The organism is Aeromonas sp. R2-3 (genome assembly GCF_040908375.1).
In the GTDB taxonomy this organism is placed as follows: domain Bacteria; phylum Pseudomonadota; class Gammaproteobacteria; order Enterobacterales; family Aeromonadaceae; genus Aeromonas; species Aeromonas veronii.
Window position 1 is genome coordinate 109993 of record NZ_JBFODP010000027.1, and the last position, 21791, is coordinate 131783.

General features: G+C 59.5%; 24 protein-coding genes and 1 pseudogene. 12 read left to right on the forward strand and 13 right to left on the reverse strand.

The window, feature by feature from the left end; translation table 11 throughout:
• Positions 1–189 precede the first annotated feature (189 nt).
• Positions 190–423, forward strand: coding sequence for a hypothetical protein (locus AB5Z02_RS13070; RefSeq protein ID WP_204383566.1), 234 nt, complete (start codon positions 190–192; stop codon positions 421–423).
• A gap of 170 nt (positions 424–593) precedes the next feature.
• On the opposite strand, the gene AB5Z02_RS13075 is transcribed toward AB5Z02_RS13070, so the two are convergent.
• The gene (locus AB5Z02_RS13075; protein ID WP_335873924.1) at positions 594–1496 is read right to left on the reverse strand and encodes a LysR substrate-binding domain-containing protein; all 903 of its coding nucleotides are present in this window, start codon (positions 1494–1496) and stop codon (positions 594–596) included.
• Positions 1497–1691: 195 nt separating this feature from the next.
• Between AB5Z02_RS13075 and AB5Z02_RS13080 the strand changes: the two genes are divergently transcribed.
• From AB5Z02_RS13080 to dkgB, 5 genes are all read left to right on the forward strand, one after another.
• Entirely contained in the window at positions 1692–2090 is a 399-nt protein-coding gene (locus AB5Z02_RS13080) for a DUF6404 family protein (protein WP_335873925.1), read from the forward strand.
• Positions 2077–2439: a VOC family protein gene (locus AB5Z02_RS13085; RefSeq protein ID WP_139428446.1), complete on the forward strand. Its 363-nt coding sequence runs from the start codon at positions 2077–2079 to the stop codon at positions 2437–2439. Before AB5Z02_RS13080 ends, AB5Z02_RS13085 begins: the two co-directional genes overlap by 14 nt.
• Before the next feature lie 147 nt (positions 2440–2586).
• Positions 2587–4236 carry a hypothetical protein gene (locus tag AB5Z02_RS13090; protein WP_335873926.1) on the forward strand — a complete coding sequence of 550 codons (1650 nt, stop codon included), beginning with the start codon at positions 2587–2589 and terminating at the stop codon, positions 4234–4236.
• A gap of 152 nt (positions 4237–4388) precedes the next feature.
• The gene (locus tag AB5Z02_RS13095; RefSeq protein WP_335873927.1) at positions 4389–4685 is read left to right on the forward strand and encodes a putative quinol monooxygenase; all 297 of its coding nucleotides are present in this window, start codon (positions 4389–4391) and stop codon (positions 4683–4685) included.
• 65 nt (positions 4686–4750) lie between these two features.
• Positions 4751–5554 carry a 2,5-didehydrogluconate reductase DkgB gene (dkgB, locus tag AB5Z02_RS13100; protein WP_127005839.1) on the forward strand — a complete coding sequence of 268 codons (804 nt, stop codon included), beginning with the start codon at positions 4751–4753 and terminating at the stop codon, positions 5552–5554.
• Between the two features lie 142 nt (positions 5555–5696).
• Here the strand turns inward: dkgB and AB5Z02_RS13105 are convergent, their stop codons facing one another.
• A complete protein-coding gene (locus tag AB5Z02_RS13105) occupies positions 5697–6707 on the reverse strand; it encodes an HAD family hydrolase (RefSeq protein WP_368216128.1) in 1011 nt (336 codons plus the stop codon).
• Positions 6708–7058: 351 nt separating this feature from the next.
• Here AB5Z02_RS13105 and AB5Z02_RS13110 point away from each other — a divergent pair, with 351 nt between their 5' ends.
• Together AB5Z02_RS13110 and AB5Z02_RS13115 are read left to right on the forward strand one after the other, a co-directional pair.
• Positions 7059–8237, forward strand: coding sequence for an MFS transporter (locus tag AB5Z02_RS13110; RefSeq protein ID WP_335873929.1), 1179 nt, complete (start codon positions 7059–7061; stop codon positions 8235–8237).
• A 155-nt stretch (positions 8238–8392) separates the two neighbouring features.
• Positions 8393–9064 (forward strand): NAD(P)H-dependent oxidoreductase, encoded by a 672-nt coding sequence (locus AB5Z02_RS13115; RefSeq protein WP_335873930.1) that lies wholly within the window; start codon positions 8393–8395, stop codon positions 9062–9064.
• Between the two features lie 113 nt (positions 9065–9177).
• Here AB5Z02_RS13115 and AB5Z02_RS13120 read toward each other — a convergent pair whose 3' ends face one another.
• From AB5Z02_RS13120 to AB5Z02_RS13155, 8 genes are all read right to left on the reverse strand, one after another.
• On the reverse strand, positions 9178–9786 hold the full coding sequence (locus AB5Z02_RS13120) for a DoxX family protein (RefSeq protein ID WP_005337566.1): 609 nt from the start codon (positions 9784–9786) through the stop codon (positions 9178–9180).
• The gene (locus AB5Z02_RS13125; RefSeq protein WP_368216129.1) at positions 9783–10577 is read right to left on the reverse strand and encodes a putative DNA-binding domain-containing protein; all 795 of its coding nucleotides are present in this window, start codon (positions 10575–10577) and stop codon (positions 9783–9785) included. Before AB5Z02_RS13125 ends, AB5Z02_RS13120 begins: the two co-directional genes overlap by 4 nt.
• Complete coding sequence (locus AB5Z02_RS13130; protein ID WP_058055937.1) at positions 10570–11427, reverse strand: DUF692 domain-containing protein; 858 nt, start codon at positions 11425–11427, stop codon at positions 10570–10572. Before AB5Z02_RS13130 ends, AB5Z02_RS13125 begins: the two co-directional genes overlap by 8 nt.
• On the reverse strand, positions 11415–11750 hold the full coding sequence (locus AB5Z02_RS13135; protein WP_335873932.1) for a hypothetical protein: 336 nt from the start codon (positions 11748–11750) through the stop codon (positions 11415–11417). The genes AB5Z02_RS13130 and AB5Z02_RS13135 overlap by 13 nt, the downstream gene beginning before the upstream one ends.
• Positions 11743–12702 (reverse strand): MBL fold metallo-hydrolase, encoded by a 960-nt coding sequence (locus AB5Z02_RS13140; protein ID WP_058058746.1) that lies wholly within the window; start codon positions 12700–12702, stop codon positions 11743–11745. Before AB5Z02_RS13140 ends, AB5Z02_RS13135 begins: the two co-directional genes overlap by 8 nt.
• Before the next feature lie 119 nt (positions 12703–12821).
• Positions 12822–12932, reverse strand: a complete 111-nt coding sequence (cydX, locus tag AB5Z02_RS13145) for a cytochrome bd-I oxidase subunit CydX (RefSeq protein WP_005337572.1) — start codon at positions 12930–12932, stop codon at positions 12822–12824.
• Positions 12933–12948: 16 nt separating this feature from the next.
• Complete coding sequence (gene cydB, locus AB5Z02_RS13150) at positions 12949–14088, reverse strand: cytochrome d ubiquinol oxidase subunit II (protein WP_335873933.1); 1140 nt, start codon at positions 14086–14088, stop codon at positions 12949–12951.
• Positions 14088–15659, reverse strand: a complete 1572-nt coding sequence (locus AB5Z02_RS13155) for a cytochrome ubiquinol oxidase subunit I (RefSeq protein WP_368216130.1) — start codon at positions 15657–15659, stop codon at positions 14088–14090. Before AB5Z02_RS13155 ends, cydB begins: the two co-directional genes overlap by 1 nt.
• A 122-nt stretch (positions 15660–15781) precedes the next feature.
• On the opposite strand from AB5Z02_RS13155, the gene AB5Z02_RS13160 reads away from it, so the two are divergent.
• Positions 15782–17197: a PLP-dependent aminotransferase family protein gene (locus AB5Z02_RS13160; protein ID WP_368216131.1), complete on the forward strand. Its 1416-nt coding sequence runs from the start codon at positions 15782–15784 to the stop codon at positions 17195–17197.
• A gap of 93 nt (positions 17198–17290) precedes the next feature.
• Here the strand turns inward: AB5Z02_RS13160 and AB5Z02_RS13165 are convergent.
• Positions 17291–17748: pseudogene (locus AB5Z02_RS13165) on the reverse strand (N-acetyltransferase family protein).
• 153 nt (positions 17749–17901) lie between these two features.
• Positions 17902–18540: a tellurite resistance TerB family protein gene (locus AB5Z02_RS13170; protein ID WP_368216132.1), complete on the reverse strand. Its 639-nt coding sequence runs from the start codon at positions 18538–18540 to the stop codon at positions 17902–17904.
• A gap of 148 nt (positions 18541–18688) precedes the next feature.
• Between AB5Z02_RS13170 and AB5Z02_RS13175 the strand changes: the two genes are divergently transcribed.
• The gene (locus AB5Z02_RS13175) at positions 18689–19156 is read left to right on the forward strand and encodes an acyl-CoA thioesterase (RefSeq protein WP_021230653.1); all 468 of its coding nucleotides are present in this window, start codon (positions 18689–18691) and stop codon (positions 19154–19156) included.
• 104 nt (positions 19157–19260) lie between these two features.
• Positions 19261–19416 carry a pleiotropic regulatory protein RsmS gene (gene rsmS / locus AB5Z02_RS13180; RefSeq protein ID WP_074042636.1) on the forward strand — a complete coding sequence of 52 codons (156 nt, stop codon included), beginning with the start codon at positions 19261–19263 and terminating at the stop codon, positions 19414–19416.
• A 75-nt stretch (positions 19417–19491) separates the two neighbouring features.
• Here rsmS and AB5Z02_RS13185 read toward each other — a convergent pair whose 3' ends face one another.
• Positions 19492–20334, reverse strand: a complete 843-nt coding sequence (locus AB5Z02_RS13185) for a LysR family transcriptional regulator (RefSeq protein ID WP_368216133.1) — start codon at positions 20332–20334, stop codon at positions 19492–19494.
• A 176-nt stretch (positions 20335–20510) separates the two neighbouring features.
• Between AB5Z02_RS13185 and AB5Z02_RS13190 the strand changes: the two genes are divergently transcribed.
• Positions 20511–21773: a cyanate transporter gene (locus tag AB5Z02_RS13190; RefSeq protein ID WP_368216134.1), complete on the forward strand. Its 1263-nt coding sequence runs from the start codon at positions 20511–20513 to the stop codon at positions 21771–21773.
• Positions 21774–21791: the final 18 nt, after the last annotated feature.

The window sequence follows — 21791 nt, forward strand, 5'->3', positions numbered from 1 at the left end:
GCAGCTTCCCTCTCTCCCTCTCAATAACCAAGACGCCACCACAGGGTGGCGTTTTCATTTTGCAAATCATTTTGCCTGCGCTCTCGAAATGGGAATGACGAAAAACAGTACAAATCACTGATAAATAACATAAAAAAATGTGGAACGGCCATTGCTTAGTGATATCAGACTCAACAGAGGGATATCGCCATGAAACCGACCACCAATCAAGCGCCCGTAGCTCACGTCGCCACTCAAAAAGAGACACTGACCCCCCGCGAAGGCACCTTCCTGATGATGGTGGCCCAGCTGGTGGTGCTCACCTGCATCGTACTGGCCGCCACCGTCGGCGGCCTCTCCTGGCAGTGGACCCTGCTGCTGGCCATTCCGCCGGTGATCGGCGGCGCCCTGCTCAACCGAGTATGGGGCAAACTGCCACGGTAACTGCGCTTCAGCTCACACACCTTCCCGAACCGGCGGCCGACCCTCAAGTCGGCCGTCTGTTTATCTGCCGGCTGGCTCATGCTGATTGGCCGCAACGAAGCCGCGGCTTGTTTTCGTTAAGCAAACCGCAGCGACTCACCGTTCAAACAAACCGCACAAACCAACCTGTGCTACAGGGTATGGCTGCCCAGCTGCTCTTTGAGAAAATCGAGCCAGACCCGCAGTCGGATATCCCGCTGGGCATCGGAGTAGAAGACTGCATTGATGGGGCGCGAGGCGCCACTGTTGCTGCGCGCCAGCACCTCCACCAGCGCGCCGCTCTCCCGATCCGGCCCGGTCATGAAATCTGACAGACAGACGATCCCCTGCCCCGCCAGCGCCAGCTGACGCAAGGTTTCGCCGCTGCTGGCACGCAGACTGGGGGTGATGGCAAAGCGATCCCCCTGCTCGGCACTGAGCAGCGGCCAGTGGTTGAGGTGATCGGGATGCAAAAAGCCGAGCAGCTCATGACCGCTCAGCAGATCCGTCGGTTGGCGCGGGGTGCCGCGCTCGCTCAAGTAAGCAGGAGAGGCCAGCAGCCGCAACCGCGAACGACCCAGCGGCAGCGCGCGCAGGGAGGAGTCGGTCAGCTCACCGATGCGGATGGCCATGTCCACCCGCCGCTCCATCAGATTGATAAAGCCCTCCGAGCTGTGCAGTTGCAACTCAATGGCAGGGTAGCGGCGGCGAAACTCGCCGATGATCGGCACCAGCCGGTGCAGGATAAAGGGGGTGGCCGCATCGACTCTCAACACCCCTTCGGGTTGTTCCCGGCGCATCAGCAGATGCCCCTCCGCCTCGCTCATCTCGGTCAGGATCTTCACCGCCCGCTGATAGAACCAGCTCCCCTCCACGGTCAGGCTGACCCGGCGGGTGGTGCGATTGAGCAAAACGGTTGAGAGCTTCTCCTCCAGCCGCTTGATACCGCGACTCACCACCGAGTTATCCATACCGAGGTTCTCCGCCGCCTGGCGAAAACTGCCCGCCTCCACCACCGCCACAAACAGGGTCAGTTCATCAGAATGGGTCTTCATTGCTGTTATCCGGACAAGAGTAATGGGCCTTTATAGGCGCAGCTGCTGTGGATTGGCAAGCGTGCGGTGAGGCCAGTTCTTTTTTTCTACAGAGAAAGAACGTGACCGCGAGCCCACATCATGCTCGCGATTTGTCAGTACAATGCAGCCTGAAAAGCACCGTATGACACCACTTATTTCACAAGGATGAATACCATGACATTTGAAGAACGGCTGGCCGCCGCCCATCAGGAGCTGGCTAACAAAGGGGTATGGCAGTCCAACTACAATCCCCCCTTGTTCTGGTTGTTGCGCCAACTGGGTTGGTCTGTCAAACCGCCACATTACGAGAGCTGGCTTACCAACTTTCTGGTATTTGGCATCGGCCTTGGACTGATCTGGAGCATACTGTTGTGGTTTTTCAGCTGGCAACCCATGGGAATGGATCTGCTATTTGCTCTACGTCAAACCGCTTTTTTTGCGGGATTAATCGGCCTCATTATGGCCAGTGTCCTCAGGTTACGGCACAAGCAACTTAAACTGACACCGTGGGAACAACTTGCTGAGCCCAGAGATGCTGATGATGAGGGAGATGAACTGAATGAAAGCCCATGAGAAATTGAACTATGTGGAGTTTGCAGCCAGGGATCTCGCCGCAACCAAGGCATTCTTTCAGGCTGTATTTGGCTGGCAGTTTGTCGATTACGGCCCCGACTACAGCGCCTTTGCCGATGAGGGGCTGGATGGCGGATTCTATCGGGCAGAGCAGTGCAATCAGATAGCTCTGGGCGGCGCCCTGCTGGTATTCTACAGCGCTGATATTGAAGCGACCCAAGCCAAGGTGAGCCAGAACGGTGGCACCATCAACCGCCCCCTGTTTGACTTCCCCGGTGGCCGCCGCTTTCACTTTGTCGAGCCCAGCGGCAATGAATTTGCGGTCTGGTCGGAGCCGGCCAGCATCTGACGGCAGGAGGGGGAATATCAAAATATCCGCCCCTCTAGCCACACTCGGAGTAAACCAGTATCTCTTTATGCAACCAAAATATTCCTGACAGAACACCTGTTTTGTGATCTTGCAATAGCCAAATGGGAGAGAAAATGATTTATCATAGTGTTCGTATTGATATGGCAAGAATATTTTTTAACTTTATTTAACACTATTTCTATATTGAGAGGTTATAAATTGGACCCTTATGGGATAATCACTATTATAGGTCTTGCTGTTGCTGTGTATGCAACATTTCCTGTAGAGAAAAGATTGGATTTAGTTCTTAGATTTTCAATTTTTGATAGAGTTATTATTACGCTAACTTTATTGGCAGTTCATTACATCATATACCTCCCTGTACTTGAATCCTTGGGGCTTTATATTTACCTAGGCCCTTGGAAATATGGTTTCAATGAATCAAACACCATATACCTTATGTTCTTATCCCTTAGCGTCTATATTTTCATTAGAATAAAGTCAGCAAAGGTTACGCGTTCAAATATAGATACCGCATATGAACTATTTGAAACGCTTTTACTAGAAAATAAATATAGTGAATTAACTCTGTTAGTTAAAAAACATATACGAAGTATTATCGAGATTAGTGGCAGCAGAAGCTTAAGAAACTCCATTGCAGGAAAAATAAAACCACGTTCTAATTTTCATACTTTACTTTTAGAGGGAAAAACCTGTGATGAGCCATCATTATCAAACAAACTAATGGTTAATATTTATGAAAAATTAGTCCACGATGATAAAAAACCAGAGGTGGCCGCCAATATACTTCGCAGGTTGGTAAGCAATTATGGCTTCGTAAATTACATTTCAATTGCACAACCATACTTAGGAATAGATATAATAAAATATGAAAATTCATTTACAAGAGATTTTATCAGTGGATTTATATCATGCCTAATAGAAAACCCTAATAGTATTTACTACTATGAATTAGAAAACACTCAAAATTTAACTCATGGCCATAGATATTATATTTCTGACAACAATAAGTTTCTTTATTTTTTCCTTGGGGATATAAATATTGCCAAGAAATTTTCCATTTACAAACCAATTGGAGATAAAGTATGTTTCTATATTGAGAATGACACAGAAATATCCTCTAGATTTAATCGCTCTTTAGGTACATATGTAGATCACCAAAGATTCAAATGCCCTATCTATAGCTCTATGCATTTTTTTGACATTATGATAATGGAATCTATACATAATAATGTCCGCTGGCATATGTGGTTATTTTATTTTGTATCATTCACAAAACTAATTTTAAGCAAACTAAATCCATCGGCAAATGTAGACCTTGAGGCCGAATGGCCAACACCATACCATTATACGATTTATAATATAATTACCATTATGCTTCGATGGTTAGAGGAGTCAGAATATCTCGCAGATAAATCACAGCTATATATAAAGAACCAGAGTTTATCTCATGATAATGGCTCCATTATGAAGAGCACGGCACTAGCTCTTGGTAGTATCGTGTACATGGTTATAAACTCATCCAATATCACAGAAAAGTTTAAAATATATATTCTTGAGATTGTTTGTCGATACCTTGCAGATACAAAACATGAACCATTGCTAAATAATTTAAATAAAGTTCTTATGTTGTCCATATTGAGAAATGGAGTACATAACAAACATCACAATGAATATGTGCGCACACTCAGTTACTGTTTCAATAAAATAGATCACTGTTTGATATATGAACTTAAGGATTTTGAGGCGTTTATAAGTAATGCTCTCATGGAATAATAGCAATTCCATTCCCCCAAAACAAAACCTAGTTATTAAAATGTCAATTACTGATTATTGCTTATGTCTCAATTCACTGCTGCGCCATTAACCCTGTTTCCAGCCAGTCACGGCAGGCATACTGCCCCTTCGTTTTTGCCAAGGAGGTTCAGATGTCATCACCCGTGATTGTGATTGCCCAGCTTGAAGCCAAACCCGAATTCGCCCCCCAGTTTCGCGCCGCCCTTGAGCCGCTGATTGCGGCCACGCTGCAAGAGGCGGGTTGCCTGCGCTATCAGCTGCACCAAGACTTGGACAATCCAAACAGCTGGATGCTCTACGAGGTGTGGGAGAGCGAAGCGGCCCTCACCGCCCATCAGGGTCAGCCCCACTTTACGGAATTTGTCGCCAAGGCCGAGCCCTGGTTTGCCAGCAGCACCATTCGCCGCTATCAGCCGCTGGGCGCCTGACTGGCCCCTGTGCCACTTTCCACTTAGCCCATCAAGGGCCAACCACCACCCCATTGAGGAACAAGATGATCAATATGCCACCCATGGGTCTGGGCACTTTCCGCCTGAAGGGCGAGCCGCTGCTTGCCACCCTGACCAACGGTCTGGAGCTGGGCTATCGCCATATCGATACCGCCCAGATCTATGACAATGAAGCCGAGGTCGGCGCCGTGCTGACCCGCAGCACTGTTGCCCGTCACGAGATCTACCTGACCACCAAGGTGTGGACCAGCGAGTTTGGCCCGGGCAAGCTGATCCCGAGCCTTGAGGTGAGCCTGGAAAAACTGGGCACTGACTATCTGGATCTGGCGCTGATCCACTGGCCCTCCCCCAAGGATGAGGTGCCGATGGCAGTCTATCTGGAGCAGCTGGCAGAGGCCAAGGCCCGGGGCCTGACCCGGGAGATCGGGGTCTCCAACTTCACCGTGGCCCAACTCAAACAGGCTATCGAAATTTTGGGGCCGGGGGCCATCGCTCACCAGCAGATCGAGGTTCATCCGCTGCTGCAAAACCGCAAGGTGGTCGAGTTCTGCAAAGCCCAGGGTATCGCCGTCACCGCCTATATGCCGCTCGCCTATGGCAAGGTGCTGAGCGAGCCGCTGCTGATGGAGATTGGCCAGCGCCACGGAGTATCAGCGGCACAGGTGTCGCTGGCCTGGCTGCTGGCGCAGGACATGACAGTGATTCCGAGCTCCACCAAGCGGGAGAATCAGGCCGCCAATCTGGCCGCTCTCGATATCACCTTGAGCAGCGAGGAGATGGCCGCCATCGCCACGCTGGATCGGGGCGAGCGCTGCGCCAATCCCGATTTTGCCCCCGCATGGGACTAACGCGAAAAAAGGGCAGGTTCTGCCGACCAGCCAGATAAAACAGGGAGAGCATCATGCTCTCCCTGTCTCTTTTCTTGCCTCACGCTTTGCAGCGCTTGCTGAACGTCCAGCCGCCATATTGATGCCAGATGCAGCCCCGCAATCAGGGCGCGTTCTGGCAAAGGGCGGGATCGAACACTTGCTTCCAGTCTGATTTCATATCGACCACCACCCAGCCCCGCGCTTTTGCCTGTGCCAGCCCGTCGATCAGCTTGCCGCTGGCTGGCGGATGGCTGTCGTAGGCGTATTCGCGCTTGGCATCGGTGTGGTGCACCAACAAACCAAAAGTGTGGAAATCCGGGTTGGTCGAGGTGTATTGCAGCATGGGCACGTCGCCATCGCTGTTACCAAAGGCGCCGACCGGACGCTGCCCCATAAAGAGGTGAATGGCGGCCGGTTTCGCCTTGCTGTCATCGAAATAGGCGCCGCTCATGGTCTTGCGGATCTCGCTGCCCTCCCCGGTCAGGGCAAACTCGCCGAGGGTAAAGGAGCCAATCACCTGCTGGGGCGGGATGCCATACATCTGCTCGGACATCACCCGCATAAAATCGATGCCACCGCCGGAGACAATCCAGGTCTGAAAGCCATTGTCCCGCAGATACCCCAGCAGCTGCTTCATCGGCAGATAACCGAGCTGATCGTAGTGGCAGCCAAAACGGGGATCCTTGCTGCTGTTGACCCAGCGAGTGACCCGCTCGGCAAACTCGGTGGTGGTCATGCCGCTGTGGGTCAGTCCCACCAGCTTGGCGAGCCCCTTCTCCCCCGATTTGGCCAAGGCCTTGAGGTCGTTGTTCAGCACTGCCGCGACGATGGGGTCGGCCTTCCACTCCGGGTGTTTCGGTGCCAGGCGCTTGATCTCGTCCATCGCAAACTGCAGCTGATAGGTCATGGGCGCTTCAGGCCAGAGGGTGCCGTCATTATCAAACACCACATGGCGCTTCTCTGGCGGAATATAAGTGGGCTGCTGCTGATCGGTGGCATTGGTTACCCATCGGGTGATCGCCTGCTTGGCTGCCGTGTCATTCCAGGCAGAGAGGGGATCGCTCTGGCCAGCCTGTACCGCAAAGGCGCCGCACAGCAACAAAAGAGAGGAGAGTCGATTCAATGTCATCATGTTACCTGTCAGCTGGATATTGCCTGTCTATTGCCTGTAGATGAAAGCGCACGGCCATCACAACACCGGCGCGCATGGGTTCAACACACTCGGGTTTCACAGGGAAAATCCTATGGCGGCCAGCTTGTACTGGAGCTTAAGCAAGCTCAGAAAAGGAACAGCGTTCATCCCGTTCTGCGAGGCAGATCACTGCGTTGCGCTCACGCCGCGGGCACCACAATCCCCTCCCACTCAGCGTTATTGCTGCTTATTTGGCAAAAGTAATTTGATGTCACCGTCATTTTTGCCAACAAAACCCATCGGCATACTGGCGCCATTCTCCCGTCGGGAGTCCCTAACCAAGGAGTTGTTATGCCACTGGCGTTATTTGCCCTTACCCTGAGTGCCTTTGCGATCGGCACCACCGAATTTGTGATCGTGGGGCTTATCCCCACCATCGCCGAGCAGCTCAATGTCTCGCTCCCCTCGGCGGGCCTGTTGGTCAGCCTCTATGCCCTTGGCGTAGCCATCGGTGCCCCTGTGCTCACGGCGCTGACTGGCAAGGTGCCGCGCAAGTGGTTGCTGGTGGGGCTGATGGCACTCTTTACCGCCGGCAACCTGCTGGCCTGGCAGGCCCCGGGTTACGAGAGCCTGATCGTGGCCCGCATCCTGACCGGATTGGCGCACGGGGTCTTCTTCTCGGTGGGTAGCACCATCGCCACGGGTCTTGTGGCCAAAGAGAAGGCGGCGAGCGCCATCGCCATCATGTTCAGCGGCCTTACCGTGGCGCTGGTAACCGGCGTACCGCTCGGCACCTGGATTGGTCAGGTCTTTGGCTGGCGTGAAACCTTTCTGGTGGTGAGCCTGCTGGGTCTGGTCGCCATAGTGGGTAGCCTGCTGCTGATCCCGAGCAACCTGCCCAAGGGGGCAGCCTCGACCATCCGCGAGCAACTCTCGGTACTGACCAAAAAGCCGCTGCTGCTGGTCTACGCCAAGACCGCCCTCGGTTATGGCGGCGCCTTCACGGCGTTTACCTTCCTCGCCCCCATCCTGCAGCAGGTGAGTGGCTTTAGCGCCGGTGCGGTGAGCCTGATCCTGCTGGTCTACGGGGTATCGGTTGCCGTCGGCAATATCTGGGGCGGCAAGCTGGCCGACAAGATGGGTCCATTGCCGGCGCTGAAGCTGCTGTTTGCCGGTCTGGCGCTGGTGCTGCTGGCCCTCACCTTCACCGCCCCCCATCCGGTGCTGGCCGTGCTCACCGTGCTGGTGTGGGGCGCCTTTGCCTTCGGCAACGTGCCGGGTCTGCAGGTTCTGGTGGTGAAGCAGGCCGAACTGCACACCCCCAAGGCAGTGGATGTGGCATCGGGCCTCAATATTGCCGCCTTCAACGTCGGCATCGCGCTGGGATCTGTGGTCGGTGGCTTGGTGGTTGAGCACCTCGGCCTGATGCACACCCCCTGGATCGGCGCCCTTATCGTGCTGCTGGCCTACGGGCTAACCCATGTCAGTGAGCGCCGCGAAGCCCTCCGGCTCGCTGCCTGTCAGGCATAAGCTGCGCCAGCAGGCGTCACGCAAGGGCGTGGCGCCTGCTGCAATCGGCGCGGCAGGCTTCTATGCTGTGACACAGCGCCAACCCGGCAACTGTTTCAGCAACTTTTTCAGCAACCAAGCCTGTCACCCTCGCATCATTTGCCACGGAGTCTGTTATGAAGGTGCTTATCGTCTATGCCCATCCCGAACCCAAAAGCTTCAACGGTGCCCTCTTCTGCCACGCCATCAGGGCGCTGGAGCAGGCGGGCCACACAGTGATGACCAGCGATCTCTATGCTATGGGCTTTGATCCCGTCTCGGATCGGCGCAACTTCACTGCCGCCAGCGATCCCGATTTTCTCAAGCTGCAGCTTGAAGAGCTGGCTGCCACCGAGCAGGGCAGCTTTGCCCCGCAGCTGGAGCAGGAAATGCAAAAGCTGGAGGCGGCCGATCTGCTGATCTTCCAGTTCCCGCTCTGGTGGTTTGGCCTGCCCGCCATTCTCAAGGGGTGGGTGGATCGGGTCTTTGCCATGGGGCGGATCTACGGTCAGGGTCATATCTACGAGAGCGGCAAGTTTCGCGGCAAGCTGGCGCTGCTGAGCCTCACCACCGGCGGCCCCGCCGAGACCTATCTGCCCGACGGCTTCAACGGCGATATCGACGGGGTGCTGCGCCCCATCCAGCGCGGGATCCTGCAATTTGTCGGCTTCGACGTGCTGCGCCCCCATATCTGTTATGCCCCGGTGCGGGTCTCGCAAGAAGAGCGGGAAACCTGGCTCGCCCAGTGGGCCGAGCGCCTTGGCCAGATTGAGCAGGAGCCCCCCATCGCAGTCGGCCGCTACCAGTAGCGGCTGACGCGGCTGACACTCCCCCCACACAGCACAAAAACAGCGAGCGGCCCCCGGCCGCTCGCTGTTTTTCACGCTCTGTCGTTATGGTTTTTGTTATCCGTGGGCAAGCCTTATGCCGCCTGTTGCACGCCTGCTTTGCCGGTCACCGCCCGCTTGAGCCAGTAGTCGAGGCTGACGTAGCGGCCACCGCCGTAAACCAGCAGCACCAGCAGCATCACGAAGTAGGTGGCGGCAAACTCCATCCCGTTGTTGAGCATCACGGGATCCCCGAGCTCGGTGATGTAGTTGTAGCGACCGGGGAAGTTGGCGGCCAGCCACTCGATAAATCCGTTGAGGCGCACAGTGGCCTCCATGCTGCCGGTGGCGATGGCGTCCCAGCCGTGCTTCCAGTGCACCATGGCGCTCGCCACGCTCATCAGGAAGATGGTGGGAATGGCCATGATACGGGTAAAGAGGCCAAGGGCGATGCAGATGCAGCCCAGTACCTCGGTGCCCGCCGCCAGAAAGGCGAGCAGGGTCGGGAACGGCAAGTTGAGCCCCCCTTCCGAGACCGGGGCACCAAACCAAGCGACGGTGCCGGCAAAGCCCATCACCTTGGAGTGGGCCCCCACATAGATGACCGGAATGAGATAGAGACGAATGGCCAGCAGGGCCAGAAAATCGAGCCGCTTGCACTGGGCCACCGCCCGCTCGTACCACTGGATCAGGGTGTTGTTCATGGGAATTCTCCTTGGTGTTTGCTAAATGGGGGCAAGGGAGTGCCAGTCTGGCGCTCACCGACGGGCAGGGTAAGCAGACCCAGCCGGTGAAAATGGCGTGCCCACTCGCTCAGATCAAAGTCGCTGCGAACCTGTTGTACCTGTTGCAGGAACGCGGCTTGGGTGATCCCCGGTTGCTGTTGCAGCAACTGGATCAGCGCCACATCCCATTCGCGCAAGCGCTGGGTCACCACCTGATGTTCCGGGCTGCGAAACAGGCCATAGAAGTGGTTGCCCTGCCGGGTCGGCACCACGCCGCTGCGACGAATGGCAAAGGGGAGCTCAAGCAGTTGCAGGGTGGGATTGAGCGTAAACGAACTCTCCGCCGTTACCTCCTCCCCCGGCAACACTTGCGGCACCACCCCTTCATCAATCTCGACACAGAGGCAGGCCCACTCGAACTCCAGCAGCGCCAGCCGCTGCCTGGGCCAGTTGAGAGAGCCTTCACTGTGGCGATGCTGCACATAGCGGACAAACTCGGTGGCGATATGGTGAAACTCGGGAGCCTCGGCGCCGTGCGCGATGACAAAGCCCTCCACCAGCTGCCACCTGTCCACCGGCGCCCAGTGAGCGTGGGTGAGCGGAAAGGCACTCTCCAGCACCGACTCCACATTGGCGCGCACGCTGCGGGCATAGTGGCTGGCGATGCCATCCTGCGGCAGCCGTACCCGGCTCGCCAGCCAGGCGGTCTGCTGCTGCATCCGCTGCGGCGCCGTTTTGGGCGCAGTGATCAGTGATAACTGTCTATCCATAGCGCACCTCCCGCACCTGACTGTCGATCGCCTCGCAACAGGCGCCGTGCACCCGCGCCAGCTCGGCCTCCAGCTCTGCCAGCGGTGGCAGATGGTGATCCCGCTCCAGCAACAGGGGACGCAAACCGTGGGTCTGCACCGTATAACGGGCCAGCGCCACCACCTCCTCGCACACCGGTTTGCCATGGGTATCCAGCAAGGTGCCATCCGCCTCTTCCAGATGACCGGCGATATGGAAATAGCGGATCGCATTGCTCGGCAGCCCGGCGATCATCCGTTTGGGGCAGTAACCGTGGTTGCGGCTGTTCACAAAGACGTTGTTGATATCGAGCAGCAGCTCGCAGCCGCTGCGCGCCACCAGCTCGGCGAGAAAATCCTCCTCCGGCATCTCGTGGTCATAGCCGTGGTAGTAGGAGATATTTTCCAGCACCAGCGGGCGGGCCAGCGCCTCCTGCACCTGCGCGATCCGCTCGGCCAGATAGGGGATGTTCTCCCACTGACGCGGCACCGGCAGCAGTTCGTAGAGATAACCCTGTTGGTCGCGGGAAAAGCTCAGGTGCTCGCTGTAGATCCCGATACCGAACTCATCCAGAAAGGTGCGGATCTGGCTGAGCAGGGTGCGATTGAGGGGCTGACAATCGCCGAGGGAGAGGCTGAGGCCGTGGGCCACCAGCGGGTAACGCTCGGCCAGCTGATGCAACTGCTCGCGCCTGGCGCCGCCGATGGCCATCCAGTTCTCCGGCGCCAGCTCGAGAAAATCGATGCCGGGGCGGACGGGGCCGGAGCAGAGCGCATCCAGATGCTCCTGCCGCAGCCCGATCCCCCGACTGCGGGAGCTTATTGGCCGCATATCCCCTCCGTCATCTTGCTGCCGTTGTTGGAACCGGATCTGTCGCCATCAATCCCCTCTCCCGCCACGCCACACTTGCCGTCACGGGCGCGCACCAGTAGACCCTGTGGATCGCTGTCGAGGGCTTGCTTCTCGAAGCGCTTCTCGGTGCCGCACTTCCCCGCCGCACACTTGCCGCCGTGCTGTTCGCTGGGGGCGGCTTTCACCGGCGCATCACTCGGGGTGGCCGCCAGCGCCAGCCCCGGGGTCAGGGCAATCAGGCTTGTCATGGCGATGGAGAGGGTCAGTTTGCCGGTGGTTTTGTTGCTGCTTGAGTTACTCATGAGCGGACTCCTTGACGGATGAAACGGGGTAGCTGGAGAGATCGCGGGCGGCCACGATCTGGCCGTGGAACTGCTGTTTGACGATGGCCATCGCCTCTTTCTTGTGATTGAGGCCAACCCCCATCCAGTGGTTGAGCACCAGCAGCTTGGGGTTCACCTCGGCGGCAATTTTTGCCACCACAGATGGCTTGGCATGGAGCGAGGCGGAGACAGGGTCGGCCCCTTCGTGGATGGCGAGCGGCATCACCAGAATGTCGGCCCCCTTGGCAAACGGCACAAAGGCCGGGTTGCTGCCGTTCTGATCCGCCGAGATAACGATGGTCCCCTCGGCGCTCTCGATGCGATAGGCCAGACAGGGCACGTCACCGTGAGGAATGCCGAGCGCGGTGATGGTCAGCCCATCCTGCTGATAGACGGTGTGGGGCCGCGGGCTCTGGTAGGACACATCGTGCAAGGTGATGGGGAAGAGGCCATCGGTGCCATCCTTGAAACCGCTCAGGTAGGCATAAGCGCCCTTGTCCTTGTTGAAGAGGGCATCGAAGTAGCCGCTCATGCTGGGGAAGGCCGAGCCGGCCTCTGGCCCCGCCAGATCCAGCGGATCGCTGCGCTCGAAGAAGTAGGCCCCCTTGAGCAGGGCGGGCAGGTCGGTCACATGGTCGGTGTGAAAGTGGGTGATGCCGATAAAATCGACCTCTTCGAGCTTGGCCCCCGCCTGGCCGAAGCGCAGGTAGACGCCGCCACCGGCATCGATCAGGATGCGGGATTTCCCCTTCCACCAGATCACCTCGCTGGAGGAGGCGCGAAGGTCGTCGGAGATGGGGCCGCCACTGCCGAGCACCTGCAGGGTGAAGGTTTTATCCAGTGGCGTCAGTTGTACCGGTTCGGCACAGGCCGGGGCGACGGTGAGCGCGCACCCGATGGCCAGCGCCACCGCTTTCAATCTCTGTTTCATCACAATTACCTGTCGGTTGGTTGTCGGTTGAAAGTGTGTCGTTTAAAGAGGGGGAGAGAGGGGCCGATGGCGAAGTGTGAACGCCCACCACCGGCCGTGGCGGGGCGCGAGCCCCGCCGTCAGTTACCGTCCCGTTCGTCCGCCTGCCAGCGCGCTTCCAGCCAGAGCAGGTTGCACAGGCCCAGCAGCAGGGCGAATCCGAGGCCCAAAATCCAGGTGAAGTACCACATAGCAGATCCCTTGAGGTCAGTAGAGTTGATGGCTGTCGCGCTTGATGCGGGCACGGTCGAGCTTGCCGCGCACCACCCGATAGACCCAGCCGGTGTAGCCCAGGTTGACCGGCATCAGCACCAGCACGAGGCCGAACATGATGGCCAGGGTCTTGTAGCTGGAGGTGCTGTCCCACAGGGTCAGGCTGCTGACCACATCGAGGGATGAGGGCAGCACGAAGGGGAACAGGGCGATGGCCACCGAGCAGAGCATGGCGGCGCAGGCAATGGCGCTGGCCAGCAGCGAAATCCGGCCCCGCTCCAGCCAGGAGGCAATCCCGCTCACCAGCGGCGCCAGCGCCCCGATGATCGGCACCAGCCACAGCAGCGGATAGTCAAAGTAGTTGCGCAGCCAGCCTCCGGCGTGGGGGATCACCCCCTTCATCAGCGGGCTGATGGCGGCATTCGGGTCAAAGGGTTGTGTGCCCACACCGGTCAGCTGAAACCCTTGCAGATCCACCAGATGCCAGCCGGCCAGCAGGTAGCAGAGGCTCACCAGCGGGGCCAGCAGGATGGCGATCCCCCGTGCGCGCAGCGCAGGGGTGCCGGTCACCTTGGCTTGCAGAAAACCGGCGCCGTGCAGCAGCAACAGGCTGATGGCTGTGGCCAGCACCGAGATCAGCCAGCCCCAGTGGAAGTCGAACGCGCCATAGTGCAGACGCAGCGCCGTGTCGAAGCGAAACGGCAGCCCCTCCATCACCAGACCGATAGCCGCACCGAGGATGAGCGCCGGTATCAAGCCACCGGCCACCAGCGCTCGATCCCACCAGCGGCGCCACAGCGGATCGGCCAGCTTGCTGCGATAGTCAAAGCCGACCGGACGCAAAAATAGCCCAAGCAGCAGCACCACCATGGGGATGTAGAGCCCCGAGAAGGCGGCGGCATAAACCAGCGGCCAGGCGGCGAACAGGGCGCCGGCACCGGCAATCAGCCACACCTGATTGCCCTCCCACACCGGCCCCACGCTGTTGATCACCAGACGGCGGTCGTCGTCATCTTTCGACACCACTGGCAGCAGCATGGCGATGCCGAGATCGAAGCCATCCATCACGATAAAACCGACCATCATGAAGAGCACCAGCGCCCACCAGATGAGTTTCAGGGTTGCGTAATCCATCAGGCGATCCTCGCAAGTTCGGGTTGTTCACCGCTGTAGCGGCCGGTATGGAGAATGGCGGGCCCCTTGCGGATCACATGACGCAACAGGAACAGCTCCACCACCAGCAACAGGGTGTAGATGGAACAGATAGCGATGAGGCTGAACCAGAGTTGGCCCGGCTGAAGCAAAGAGACCGAGGCCGAGACCGGCAGCACATCGCTGATGGTCCAGGGTTGACGGCCGAGTTCGGCCACCAGCCAGCCCGCCTCGATGGCAATCCAGGGCAGCGGAATGCTCCAGAGTAGGGTCTTGAGCAGCCGTGGCGAGTCTTGCAGCCGGTTGCGGCAGAGCTGAACAAAGCTCACCACCATCAGCCCCAGCATGGCGACACCGAGCCCCACCATCACCCGAAAGCCCCAGAACAGCGGCGCCACTGGCGGGATGGAGTCATCGACCGCTTTGGCAATCTCAACCTCACCGGCCTTGGCGATATTGCTGGCATAGGGGGTGAGCAGCATGCCGTAGCCGAGATCCTTGCCGTGCTGCTCGAAGCGGGCGCGGTTGGCAGGTGTATCAGCGCCCTGCCGGATCTGGTCGAGGGCCTCGGCCGCCACCATGCCGCTGCGAATGCGCGCCTCGTTCTGCACCTTGATATCCTTGAGGCCGGTCACCGCCTCGTCGATAGAGCGGGTAGCGATGATCCCCATCAGATACGGGATCTTGATGGCTGCGTGGGTGGTCTCGGCAGTCTGATCCGGGAAGCCGAACAGGGTAAAGGAGGCTGGCGCTGGCTCGGTCTCCCACTCCGCCTCGATGGCGGCGAGCTTCACCTTCTGCACCTCGCCGGTGCGATAGCCCGACTCATCTCCGAGCACAATGACCGAGAGAATGGCTGCCAGCCCAAAGCCGGAGGCAATAGCGAATGAGCGCAGGGCAAACTGCACTTCCGTCTTGCGCAGCAGATACCAACTGCTCACCCCCATCACGAACATGGAGGCGGCCACATAGCCTGCCGCAACGGTGTGAACGAACTTCACCTGTGCCACCGGATTGAACAGCACGGCGGCGATATCCACCAGCTCCATCCGCTGGGTCAGCAGGTTGAACTCGGCCCCCACCGGGTTTTGCATCCAGCCGTTGCCGATCAGGATCCAGAGCGCGGAGAGATTGGAGCCGAGCGCCACCAGCATGGTCACCAGCAGGTGCTTGCCGCGGGAGAGCTTGTCCCAGCCGAAGAAGAAGAGCCCCACCAGGGTCGATTCGAGGAAGAAGGCCATCAGCCCCTCGATGGCCAGCGGAGTACCGAAGATGTCCCCCACATAGTGGGAGTAGTAAGCCCAGTTGGTGCCGAACTGAAACTCCATGGTGATCCCCGTGGTGACCCCCATGACGAAGTTGATGCCAAACAGTTTGCCCCAGAAGCGGGTGATGTCCTGATAGATCACCTTGCCGGTCATCACATAAGCCGACTCGGCGATCACCAGGATCCAGGACAGCCCCAGCGTGAGGGGCACAAACAGGAAGTGGAACAGGGCCGTGGCGCCAAATTGCAGGCGAGACAGGCTGACCACGTCATCCGGATTGATCATGCGTCACTCTCTTTTGTTGTATTTGCCTTGCACGTTTCGTGCGTGACAAGTACATCACGGAGCATGACACCTATAACAGATGCAGTTATATTGAATTACACCTATAACAGTTGATCCAGATCATGTCCCTTTACCAGCAGTTGGCCGACCGCCTGCAAAGCCAGATCGACGATGGCATCTGGCAACCGGGGGAGCGCATCCCCTCCATTCGCCAGAGCTGCAAGACCCACGGGCTCAGCCCCATGACAGTGTTGCAGGCCTATCAACTGCTGGAAAGTCAGGGGCGGATCCTCGCCCGCCCCCAGTCCGGCTACTACGTCAAAGCCGCTTCGCCGCAGGTCGTGCAGCACACCCCGAGCCAGACCCACTACAGCGGCTCGGTGGATATCAACGATCTGGTGTTCGAGGTGTTGCAGGCGAGCAAATCGCGGGATCTGGTGCCCCTTGGCATGTCGGTAGCAGACCCGACCCTGTTCCCCCATCCCCAGCTCGGGCGGGCCCTGGCCAGCTGCATGCGCAAGCTCGATCCCTTCAGCACGGTGGCCGACCTGCCCCCCGGCAACGAAGCGCTGCGCCGCGCCATCGCCCAGCGCTACGCCAGCGACGGGGTGGCGGTCAATCCGCAGGAGATCATCATCACCACAGGCGCCATGGAGGCACTCTCCCTCAGCCTGCAGGTGCTGACCGAGCCCGGTGACTGGGTGGTGGTGGAGTCCCCCACCTTCTATGGCGCCCTGCAGGCCATCGAACGGCTGAAACTCAAGGCGGTGGAGATCCCGGTCATCCCGGGGGTGGGCATCGATCTGGCGCTATTGGAAGATGCCCTCAACCAGATGCCGGTCAAGGCGTGCTGGCTGATGGGCAATGTGCAGCACCCGCTGGGCCACACCATGCCCGATGCGCACAAACAGGGGCTGATGGCACTGCTCAACGCCCACAAGGTGCCGCTAGTGGAGGATGACGTCTATGCCGAGGTCTACTTCGGCCGCGAGCGCCCCAAGCCGATCCGCCACTGGGATCAGCGTGGCGACAGCCTGCTCTGCAGCTCCTTTTCCAAGTGCCTGGCGCCGGGCTTTCGGGTCGGCTGGGTGGTGGCGGGGCCCCATGCCGAGCGGGTGCAGCGGCTGCAACTGATGTCCACCCTCTCCACCAATGTGCCGAGCCAGCTGGCGCTGGCCGAGATGCTGCGCCAGGGCGGGGTCGATGCCCACTTTCGCCGCCTGCGCCACACCCTGGCCCAGCGCCAGCAGCAGATGCGGGCGGCCCTGCAACGGCTGTTGCCGGACGAGGTGCGGATCTCCTCCCCCGATGGCGGCTACTTCCTCTGGCTGGCGCTGCCTGCCCATTTCGACAGCCGAGCCCTGCACGCCAAGGCTCTGGGCAGCGGTTTTTCAGTAGCCCCCGGCGCCCTCTTTTCCAGTCAGGGGCAACACAACCACTGCCTGCGCCTCAACAGCTCCCATCCCTGGAGCGAACAGCTGGAGCAGGCCCTCACCCGACTGGCCGCGCTGATTGCCGCACAACTCGGTGAAAAGTAACGAGGCAAAGAGCCGCTGACGAAACGAACAAAGGCCAGTAACGGGCCTGTGTAGTTGGGGAGTGACGCACCTTGGCTCGCCATCAGAAACTGGTTATCTGACCATGATTTGCGACTGCACCTTGAACCCCAGCGCCTCGTAGAGGGCTTTGGCGCGCTCGTTGAAGGCCATCACCTCCAGCCGGATTTGCTGAGCATCACGGGCATTGGCCCACTCATCGCAATGGGCGATCAGCGCCCTGCCAATCCCGAGAGAGCGGTGCTGCTCATCCACCACCACCGAGCCGATACGGCAAATCGGCGCACGGGTGAGAAAAGGCACGCTCTCATTGATGTTTATCCGCGCCGTCAAAAAGCCCACCACCCTGCCATCCTGCTCGGCAACGCAGAACAGACGCCTTCTGCACCGATGGCGTCGAGCAAAAATGCCCGCTCCTCTGGCGAAGGGGGGCAGAACACCTCGGGATAGTGTTGATGGTGGATCTCTCCTATCTGCCGGTTCAGCTCGACAATGGCGTCGATATCCAGTTCGCTTGCCTTGCGTATCTCCAACGGTTGCTCCTTGCAAAAAAGTGATGGTCCTGCGCCATCTTAGAGGCTGTGTCCCGCAATCCAAATAGGCTCATTCGTATCTTTTTACGAGCAGCAGAAACAACAACGCCCCTTGAGCGGGGCGTTATCGGCAATCCATGGCGATGAGGGATATCAGGCGGGGGCGTTAAGTTGGGCCACCTGCCGCTCGATGCTCTCTTTGAGGTTCTCATCGAGTTTGAGGGCGCGCGCCAGCTCATCGAGATAACCGCGCTCCATAAAGTGATCCACCTCGATGGCGAGCAGGGAGGCGAGATAGACCTCGGTGGCCAGCTCCATATCGGTCACTTCCCGCGCCAGCGCGTGGGGATCGAGGGGACGGGCCAGCTCGGCGTCAATCCAGCGGGCGACATCGCTCTGACCCTGTTCGGTCAGGTACTCCTGAATTTTCTGGCGCTCGGCGCCGTCGATATGGCCATCGGCCCGGGCCGCAGCCACCATGGCGCGCACCAAAAGCGCCGCGCGGGCATCCAGCGCATTGCCTTCCAGCCCACTGACGGGATGGGTCGGCTGGGCGGGCGCCGCCTGCTGGGCCTGCCAATCCTGATAGAGCTTGTAGGCCAGCCCGCCAAGGGCTGCGGCGCCCCCCACGGCAGCGGCCTTGCCGCCATATTTGCGCATCTTCTTGTTACCCAGCAGCAGACCGAGCGCGCCGCCGGCCAGCGCTCCCTGCATCTGCCCCTTGCGCTTGTCTCCGCCTTCGTTGAGCCAGCCTTTGCCAGCCCCCAGCAACTGTTCCAGCATCTGTTTCATGGTGTCACTCCTGCGGGTCAAAAAAGTGAAATCGGGATGAATAAAGACAGATAGTGACCCCGCCCCCCTGAATCGGGGATGAACCCTTGACCGGGCAGGCCGATGGGGCAAAGCTCAGGGAAACCCTTCAGGCAATAAGGATGTAACTGTGCCAAATCGCGAACTGACCCTGCAATTTCTGGCCGAGCCCTCTGACGTCAATTTCGGCGGCAAGGTACACGGCGGCATGGTGATGAAGTGGATCGATCAGGCGGGCTATGCCTGCGCTGCTGGCTGGTGTGGCGGCTATGCGGTGACCGTCTATGTGGGGGGGATCCGCTTTTTGCGCCCCATCCAGATTGGCCAGCTGGTGGAGGTGCACGCCCAGGTGATCCACACCGGCACCACCAGCATGCATCTGGCGGTGGATGTCTACAGCCGCCACCCCACCGACACCGAGCGTCACAAGACCACCCACTGCATCATCATCTTTGTGGCGATGGATGAGCAGGGCAAACCGACCCCGGTGCCCCAGTGGCAGCCGGTGAGCGAGAGCGATCTGCAGTTGCAGCAGTACGCCAAAAAGCTGATTGCCCTGCGTGAGGAGATCGACAAGGAGATGCGCCAGCACCTCTGACCCTTTACCCCTCCCCAAAACAGCGGGGCGCTTTCGGCCAGCGGCGGCGCCCCTGTATACTCCCCCCTTATTCCCGCAACCCGAACCAACCGAGGCCATACCGAATGTCACTGGAAACTGCCCCGCCCGAGGTGAAACTCGCGGTGGATCTGATTGAACTGCTGGAGACCAACCAGCTGGCTCCCGAGCTGGTGCTGGCGGCGCTGGCCATCGTGAAACAGGATTACGAGCGCAAGCTGGCGGAGGGGAAGGATCACTGATCCCTCCCCGCATTTTTTCCGCCTTATCTTGCCGACGTCAGTTTTTCCCACTGAAGTTTTCCCCCACATAGCAACTCACTGCGGCCCCATCACCTCGTCACAGAGGGCGATCAGGGCCGAACTCAAGCGGGTGAGCGGCTCGCTCCCGCTTCCCCCGGCATGGAGCGCTAGCTCCACCGGCGCCACCTTGGGCCACTGAGTCAGGGCCAGCTGATCGACGGGCATCAACCGTTTGGGCAGCAAGCTCACCCCGATCCCCGCGCTCACCGCCCCCTGCAAACTGGCGAGACTAGCGCTGACATAGGCAATGCGCCAACGCTGGCCAAGGCCATCGAGCGCCTCGGTCATCTGGCGCCGATAGAGACCTTCGCTCGGGAACACCACCAGCGGCAGCGGATCCCGTTCCCGTGCGGGCCAGTCGCGACTGTCGACCCACACAAGCGGCTCGCGCCAGCTGGCAAGGGGCGAACCCTGCCCCCGCGCCTGCTTGACCAACGCCAGATCCAGCTCTCCCGCCTCGAAGCGCTGCCAGATCTCGTGGCTCAGGCCGCTTTGCACCTCCAACCGCACCTCGGGGTAGTCGCGGGCAAAGGCGGCCAGCACCGGGGTAATGGCACCGGCGGCGAAATCCTCCGGCACCCCGAGGCTGAGCGCCATGCTCCCCTCGCTCACCTGCTCCTCGGCCTGCGCCAGCAGCGCCAGAATGCGGCGGGCCAGCCCCAGCAATTTTTCCCCCTCCGCCGTCGCCACCACCTGACGGCCAGCACGATCGAGCAGCGGGCAGCCAAGCTGCTGCTCAAGGCGGCGGATCTGCTGGCTGATGGTGGATTGGGTCAGATGGACCCGTTCACCGGCGCGGGTAAAGCTGCCGGTGTCGATAATGGCGACAAAACTGCGCAGTAACAGGGGATCCAGCATGGGGCGCTCCATTTATAAAACCACTGAAACCCATTCTATCATTTAATTTCCAAATGATTTTCGAGCCCGCTAGGCTGGCATTTTTGCCTCCTTTGACGGTGATCCGCCATGTTCAGCCCCGATGACTCCGCATCCCGAATGCATCCCACTTCTCCCAGAACCGGAAACTGCACCCGATGAATCAACGAAATACGGATCAACCCGCAGGCCAGACGGCCCTGCTGGTGCTGGTGATCCTGATTGGCCTGAATCTGCGCCCCTTTCTTACCGCCATCGGCCCGCTGAGCGGCGAGATTGGCCGCGCCCTGTCGCTCGGGATGGATACCCTGGCCTGGCTCACCCTGCTGCCGCTGTGGCTCATCGGGATTGGCGTGCTGCTCACTCCCAGCCTGCGTCGGCGCGCCAGTGCGGGCCAACTGCTGGGGCTGGCCCTGTTGCTGCTCGGCATTGGCAGCGCCATGCGCCTCGATGCCAAAAGCGGCGCCCTGCTGATCGCCAGTGCGGCGCTCTGCGGCCTTGGTTCGGCGCTGGTGCAGGGAGTGTTGCCCGCGCTAATCAAGCAGGCCTTCACCCGCAAGGTACCGCTGGTGATGGGGATCTTCTCCGCCTGCATGATGGGGGGCGGAGCACTGGGGGCCAGCCTCACCCCAAGGCTGGCGGCGAGCCTCGACTGGTCGCGGGCACTGGCGCTCTGGAGCCTGCCGCTGCTGCTGGCCCTCGTCTGGCTGGTGTGGCAAGTACGTCTGCCACGGGCCGCCGCGGTCGCCATTCCCGATGGCGAGCAACGGCTAATCACCCTGCCCCGCAGTTGGTTGCTGATCGTCTGCTTTGGCATCATCAACAGCGGTTACGGCATCGTCGTGGCCTGGCTGGCCCCCGCCTATATGGCGAATGGGTGGAACGCCGCACAGGCTGGCGAGCTGGTCGCCTGGCTGGCACTGGCGCAGACTGCCAGCGGCCTCGGTCTGCCGCTGCTGGCGGCGCGCAGTCTAGATCGGCGGCCATGGATGGGGCTGGCGATTGCCATGCAGCTGGCGGGGTTTGGCGGCCTCTGGCTGGCACCAGCCAGTGCCCCGATTCTCTGGTGCATGCTGTGCGGCGCCGGTCTTGGCGGCAGTTTTTCGCTGATCATGGTGATTGCGCTCGATCACCTGCCCGACCCGCGCCGCGCCGGCACCCTGAGCGCCCTGATGCAGGGCTTCGGCTTTATGCTGGCGGCCACCGGCCCCTGGGTGGCGGCGCGGCTCTATCACTATGTGGGCGACTTCACAGCCGCCTGGCAGTGGCAACTGGGGGGCTTGCTGCTGATGAGCCTGCTGGTAGTGCGCCTCGACCCGCGCCACTACCCTCGCGTCATGGGGTTACCGACCGCCAGCGAACCAACCCTTTCAGCGCCCCTCCCGGCCAGCGCTGCGGCCCAAAGCAACACACCGGCCTGAGGCCGGTGTGTTGGAGAT

What these genes read in the sequence shown, in the direction of transcription:
- AB5Z02_RS13070 (WP_204383566.1), top strand. Translation starts at nt 190, where the DNA reads ATGAAACCGACCACCAATCAAGCGCCCGTAGCTCACGTCGCCACTCAA.
- AB5Z02_RS13075 (WP_335873924.1), bottom strand. Translation starts at nt 1,496, where the DNA reads ATGAAGACCCATTCTGATGAACTGACCCTGTTTGTGGCGGTGGTGGAG.
- AB5Z02_RS13080 (WP_335873925.1), top strand. Translation starts at nt 1,692, where the DNA reads ATGACATTTGAAGAACGGCTGGCCGCCGCCCATCAGGAGCTGGCTAAC.
- AB5Z02_RS13085 (WP_139428446.1), top strand. Translation starts at nt 2,077, where the DNA reads ATGAAAGCCCATGAGAAATTGAACTATGTGGAGTTTGCAGCCAGGGAT.
- AB5Z02_RS13095 (WP_335873927.1), top strand. Translation starts at nt 4,389, where the DNA reads ATGTCATCACCCGTGATTGTGATTGCCCAGCTTGAAGCCAAACCCGAA.
- dkgB (WP_127005839.1), top strand. Translation starts at nt 4,751, where the DNA reads ATGATCAATATGCCACCCATGGGTCTGGGCACTTTCCGCCTGAAGGGC.
- AB5Z02_RS13105 (WP_368216128.1), bottom strand. Translation starts at nt 6,707, where the DNA reads ATGATGACATTGAATCGACTCTCCTCTCTTTTGTTGCTGTGCGGCGCC.
- AB5Z02_RS13110 (WP_335873929.1), top strand. Translation starts at nt 7,059, where the DNA reads ATGCCACTGGCGTTATTTGCCCTTACCCTGAGTGCCTTTGCGATCGGC.
- AB5Z02_RS13115 (WP_335873930.1), top strand. Translation starts at nt 8,393, where the DNA reads ATGAAGGTGCTTATCGTCTATGCCCATCCCGAACCCAAAAGCTTCAAC.
- AB5Z02_RS13120 (WP_005337566.1), bottom strand. Translation starts at nt 9,786, where the DNA reads ATGAACAACACCCTGATCCAGTGGTACGAGCGGGCGGTGGCCCAGTGC.
- AB5Z02_RS13125 (WP_368216129.1), bottom strand. Translation starts at nt 10,577, where the DNA reads ATGGATAGACAGTTATCACTGATCACTGCGCCCAAAACGGCGCCGCAG.
- AB5Z02_RS13130 (WP_058055937.1), bottom strand. Translation starts at nt 11,427, where the DNA reads ATGCGGCCAATAAGCTCCCGCAGTCGGGGGATCGGGCTGCGGCAGGAG.
- AB5Z02_RS13135 (WP_335873932.1), bottom strand. Translation starts at nt 11,750, where the DNA reads ATGAGTAACTCAAGCAGCAACAAAACCACCGGCAAACTGACCCTCTCC.
- AB5Z02_RS13140 (WP_058058746.1), bottom strand. Translation starts at nt 12,702, where the DNA reads ATGAAACAGAGATTGAAAGCGGTGGCGCTGGCCATCGGGTGCGCGCTC.
- cydX (WP_005337572.1), bottom strand. Translation starts at nt 12,932, where the DNA reads ATGTGGTACTTCACCTGGATTTTGGGCCTCGGATTCGCCCTGCTGCTG.
- cydB (WP_335873933.1), bottom strand. Translation starts at nt 14,088, where the DNA reads ATGGATTACGCAACCCTGAAACTCATCTGGTGGGCGCTGGTGCTCTTC.
- AB5Z02_RS13155 (WP_368216130.1), bottom strand. Translation starts at nt 15,659, where the DNA reads ATGATCAATCCGGATGACGTGGTCAGCCTGTCTCGCCTGCAATTTGGC.
- AB5Z02_RS13160 (WP_368216131.1), top strand. Translation starts at nt 15,782, where the DNA reads ATGTCCCTTTACCAGCAGTTGGCCGACCGCCTGCAAAGCCAGATCGAC.
- AB5Z02_RS13170 (WP_368216132.1), bottom strand. Translation starts at nt 18,540, where the DNA reads ATGAAACAGATGCTGGAACAGTTGCTGGGGGCTGGCAAAGGCTGGCTC.
- rsmS (WP_074042636.1), top strand. Translation starts at nt 19,261, where the DNA reads ATGTCACTGGAAACTGCCCCGCCCGAGGTGAAACTCGCGGTGGATCTG.
- AB5Z02_RS13185 (WP_368216133.1), bottom strand. Translation starts at nt 20,334, where the DNA reads ATGCTGGATCCCCTGTTACTGCGCAGTTTTGTCGCCATTATCGACACC.
- AB5Z02_RS13190 (WP_368216134.1), top strand. Translation starts at nt 20,511, where the DNA reads ATGAATCAACGAAATACGGATCAACCCGCAGGCCAGACGGCCCTGCTG.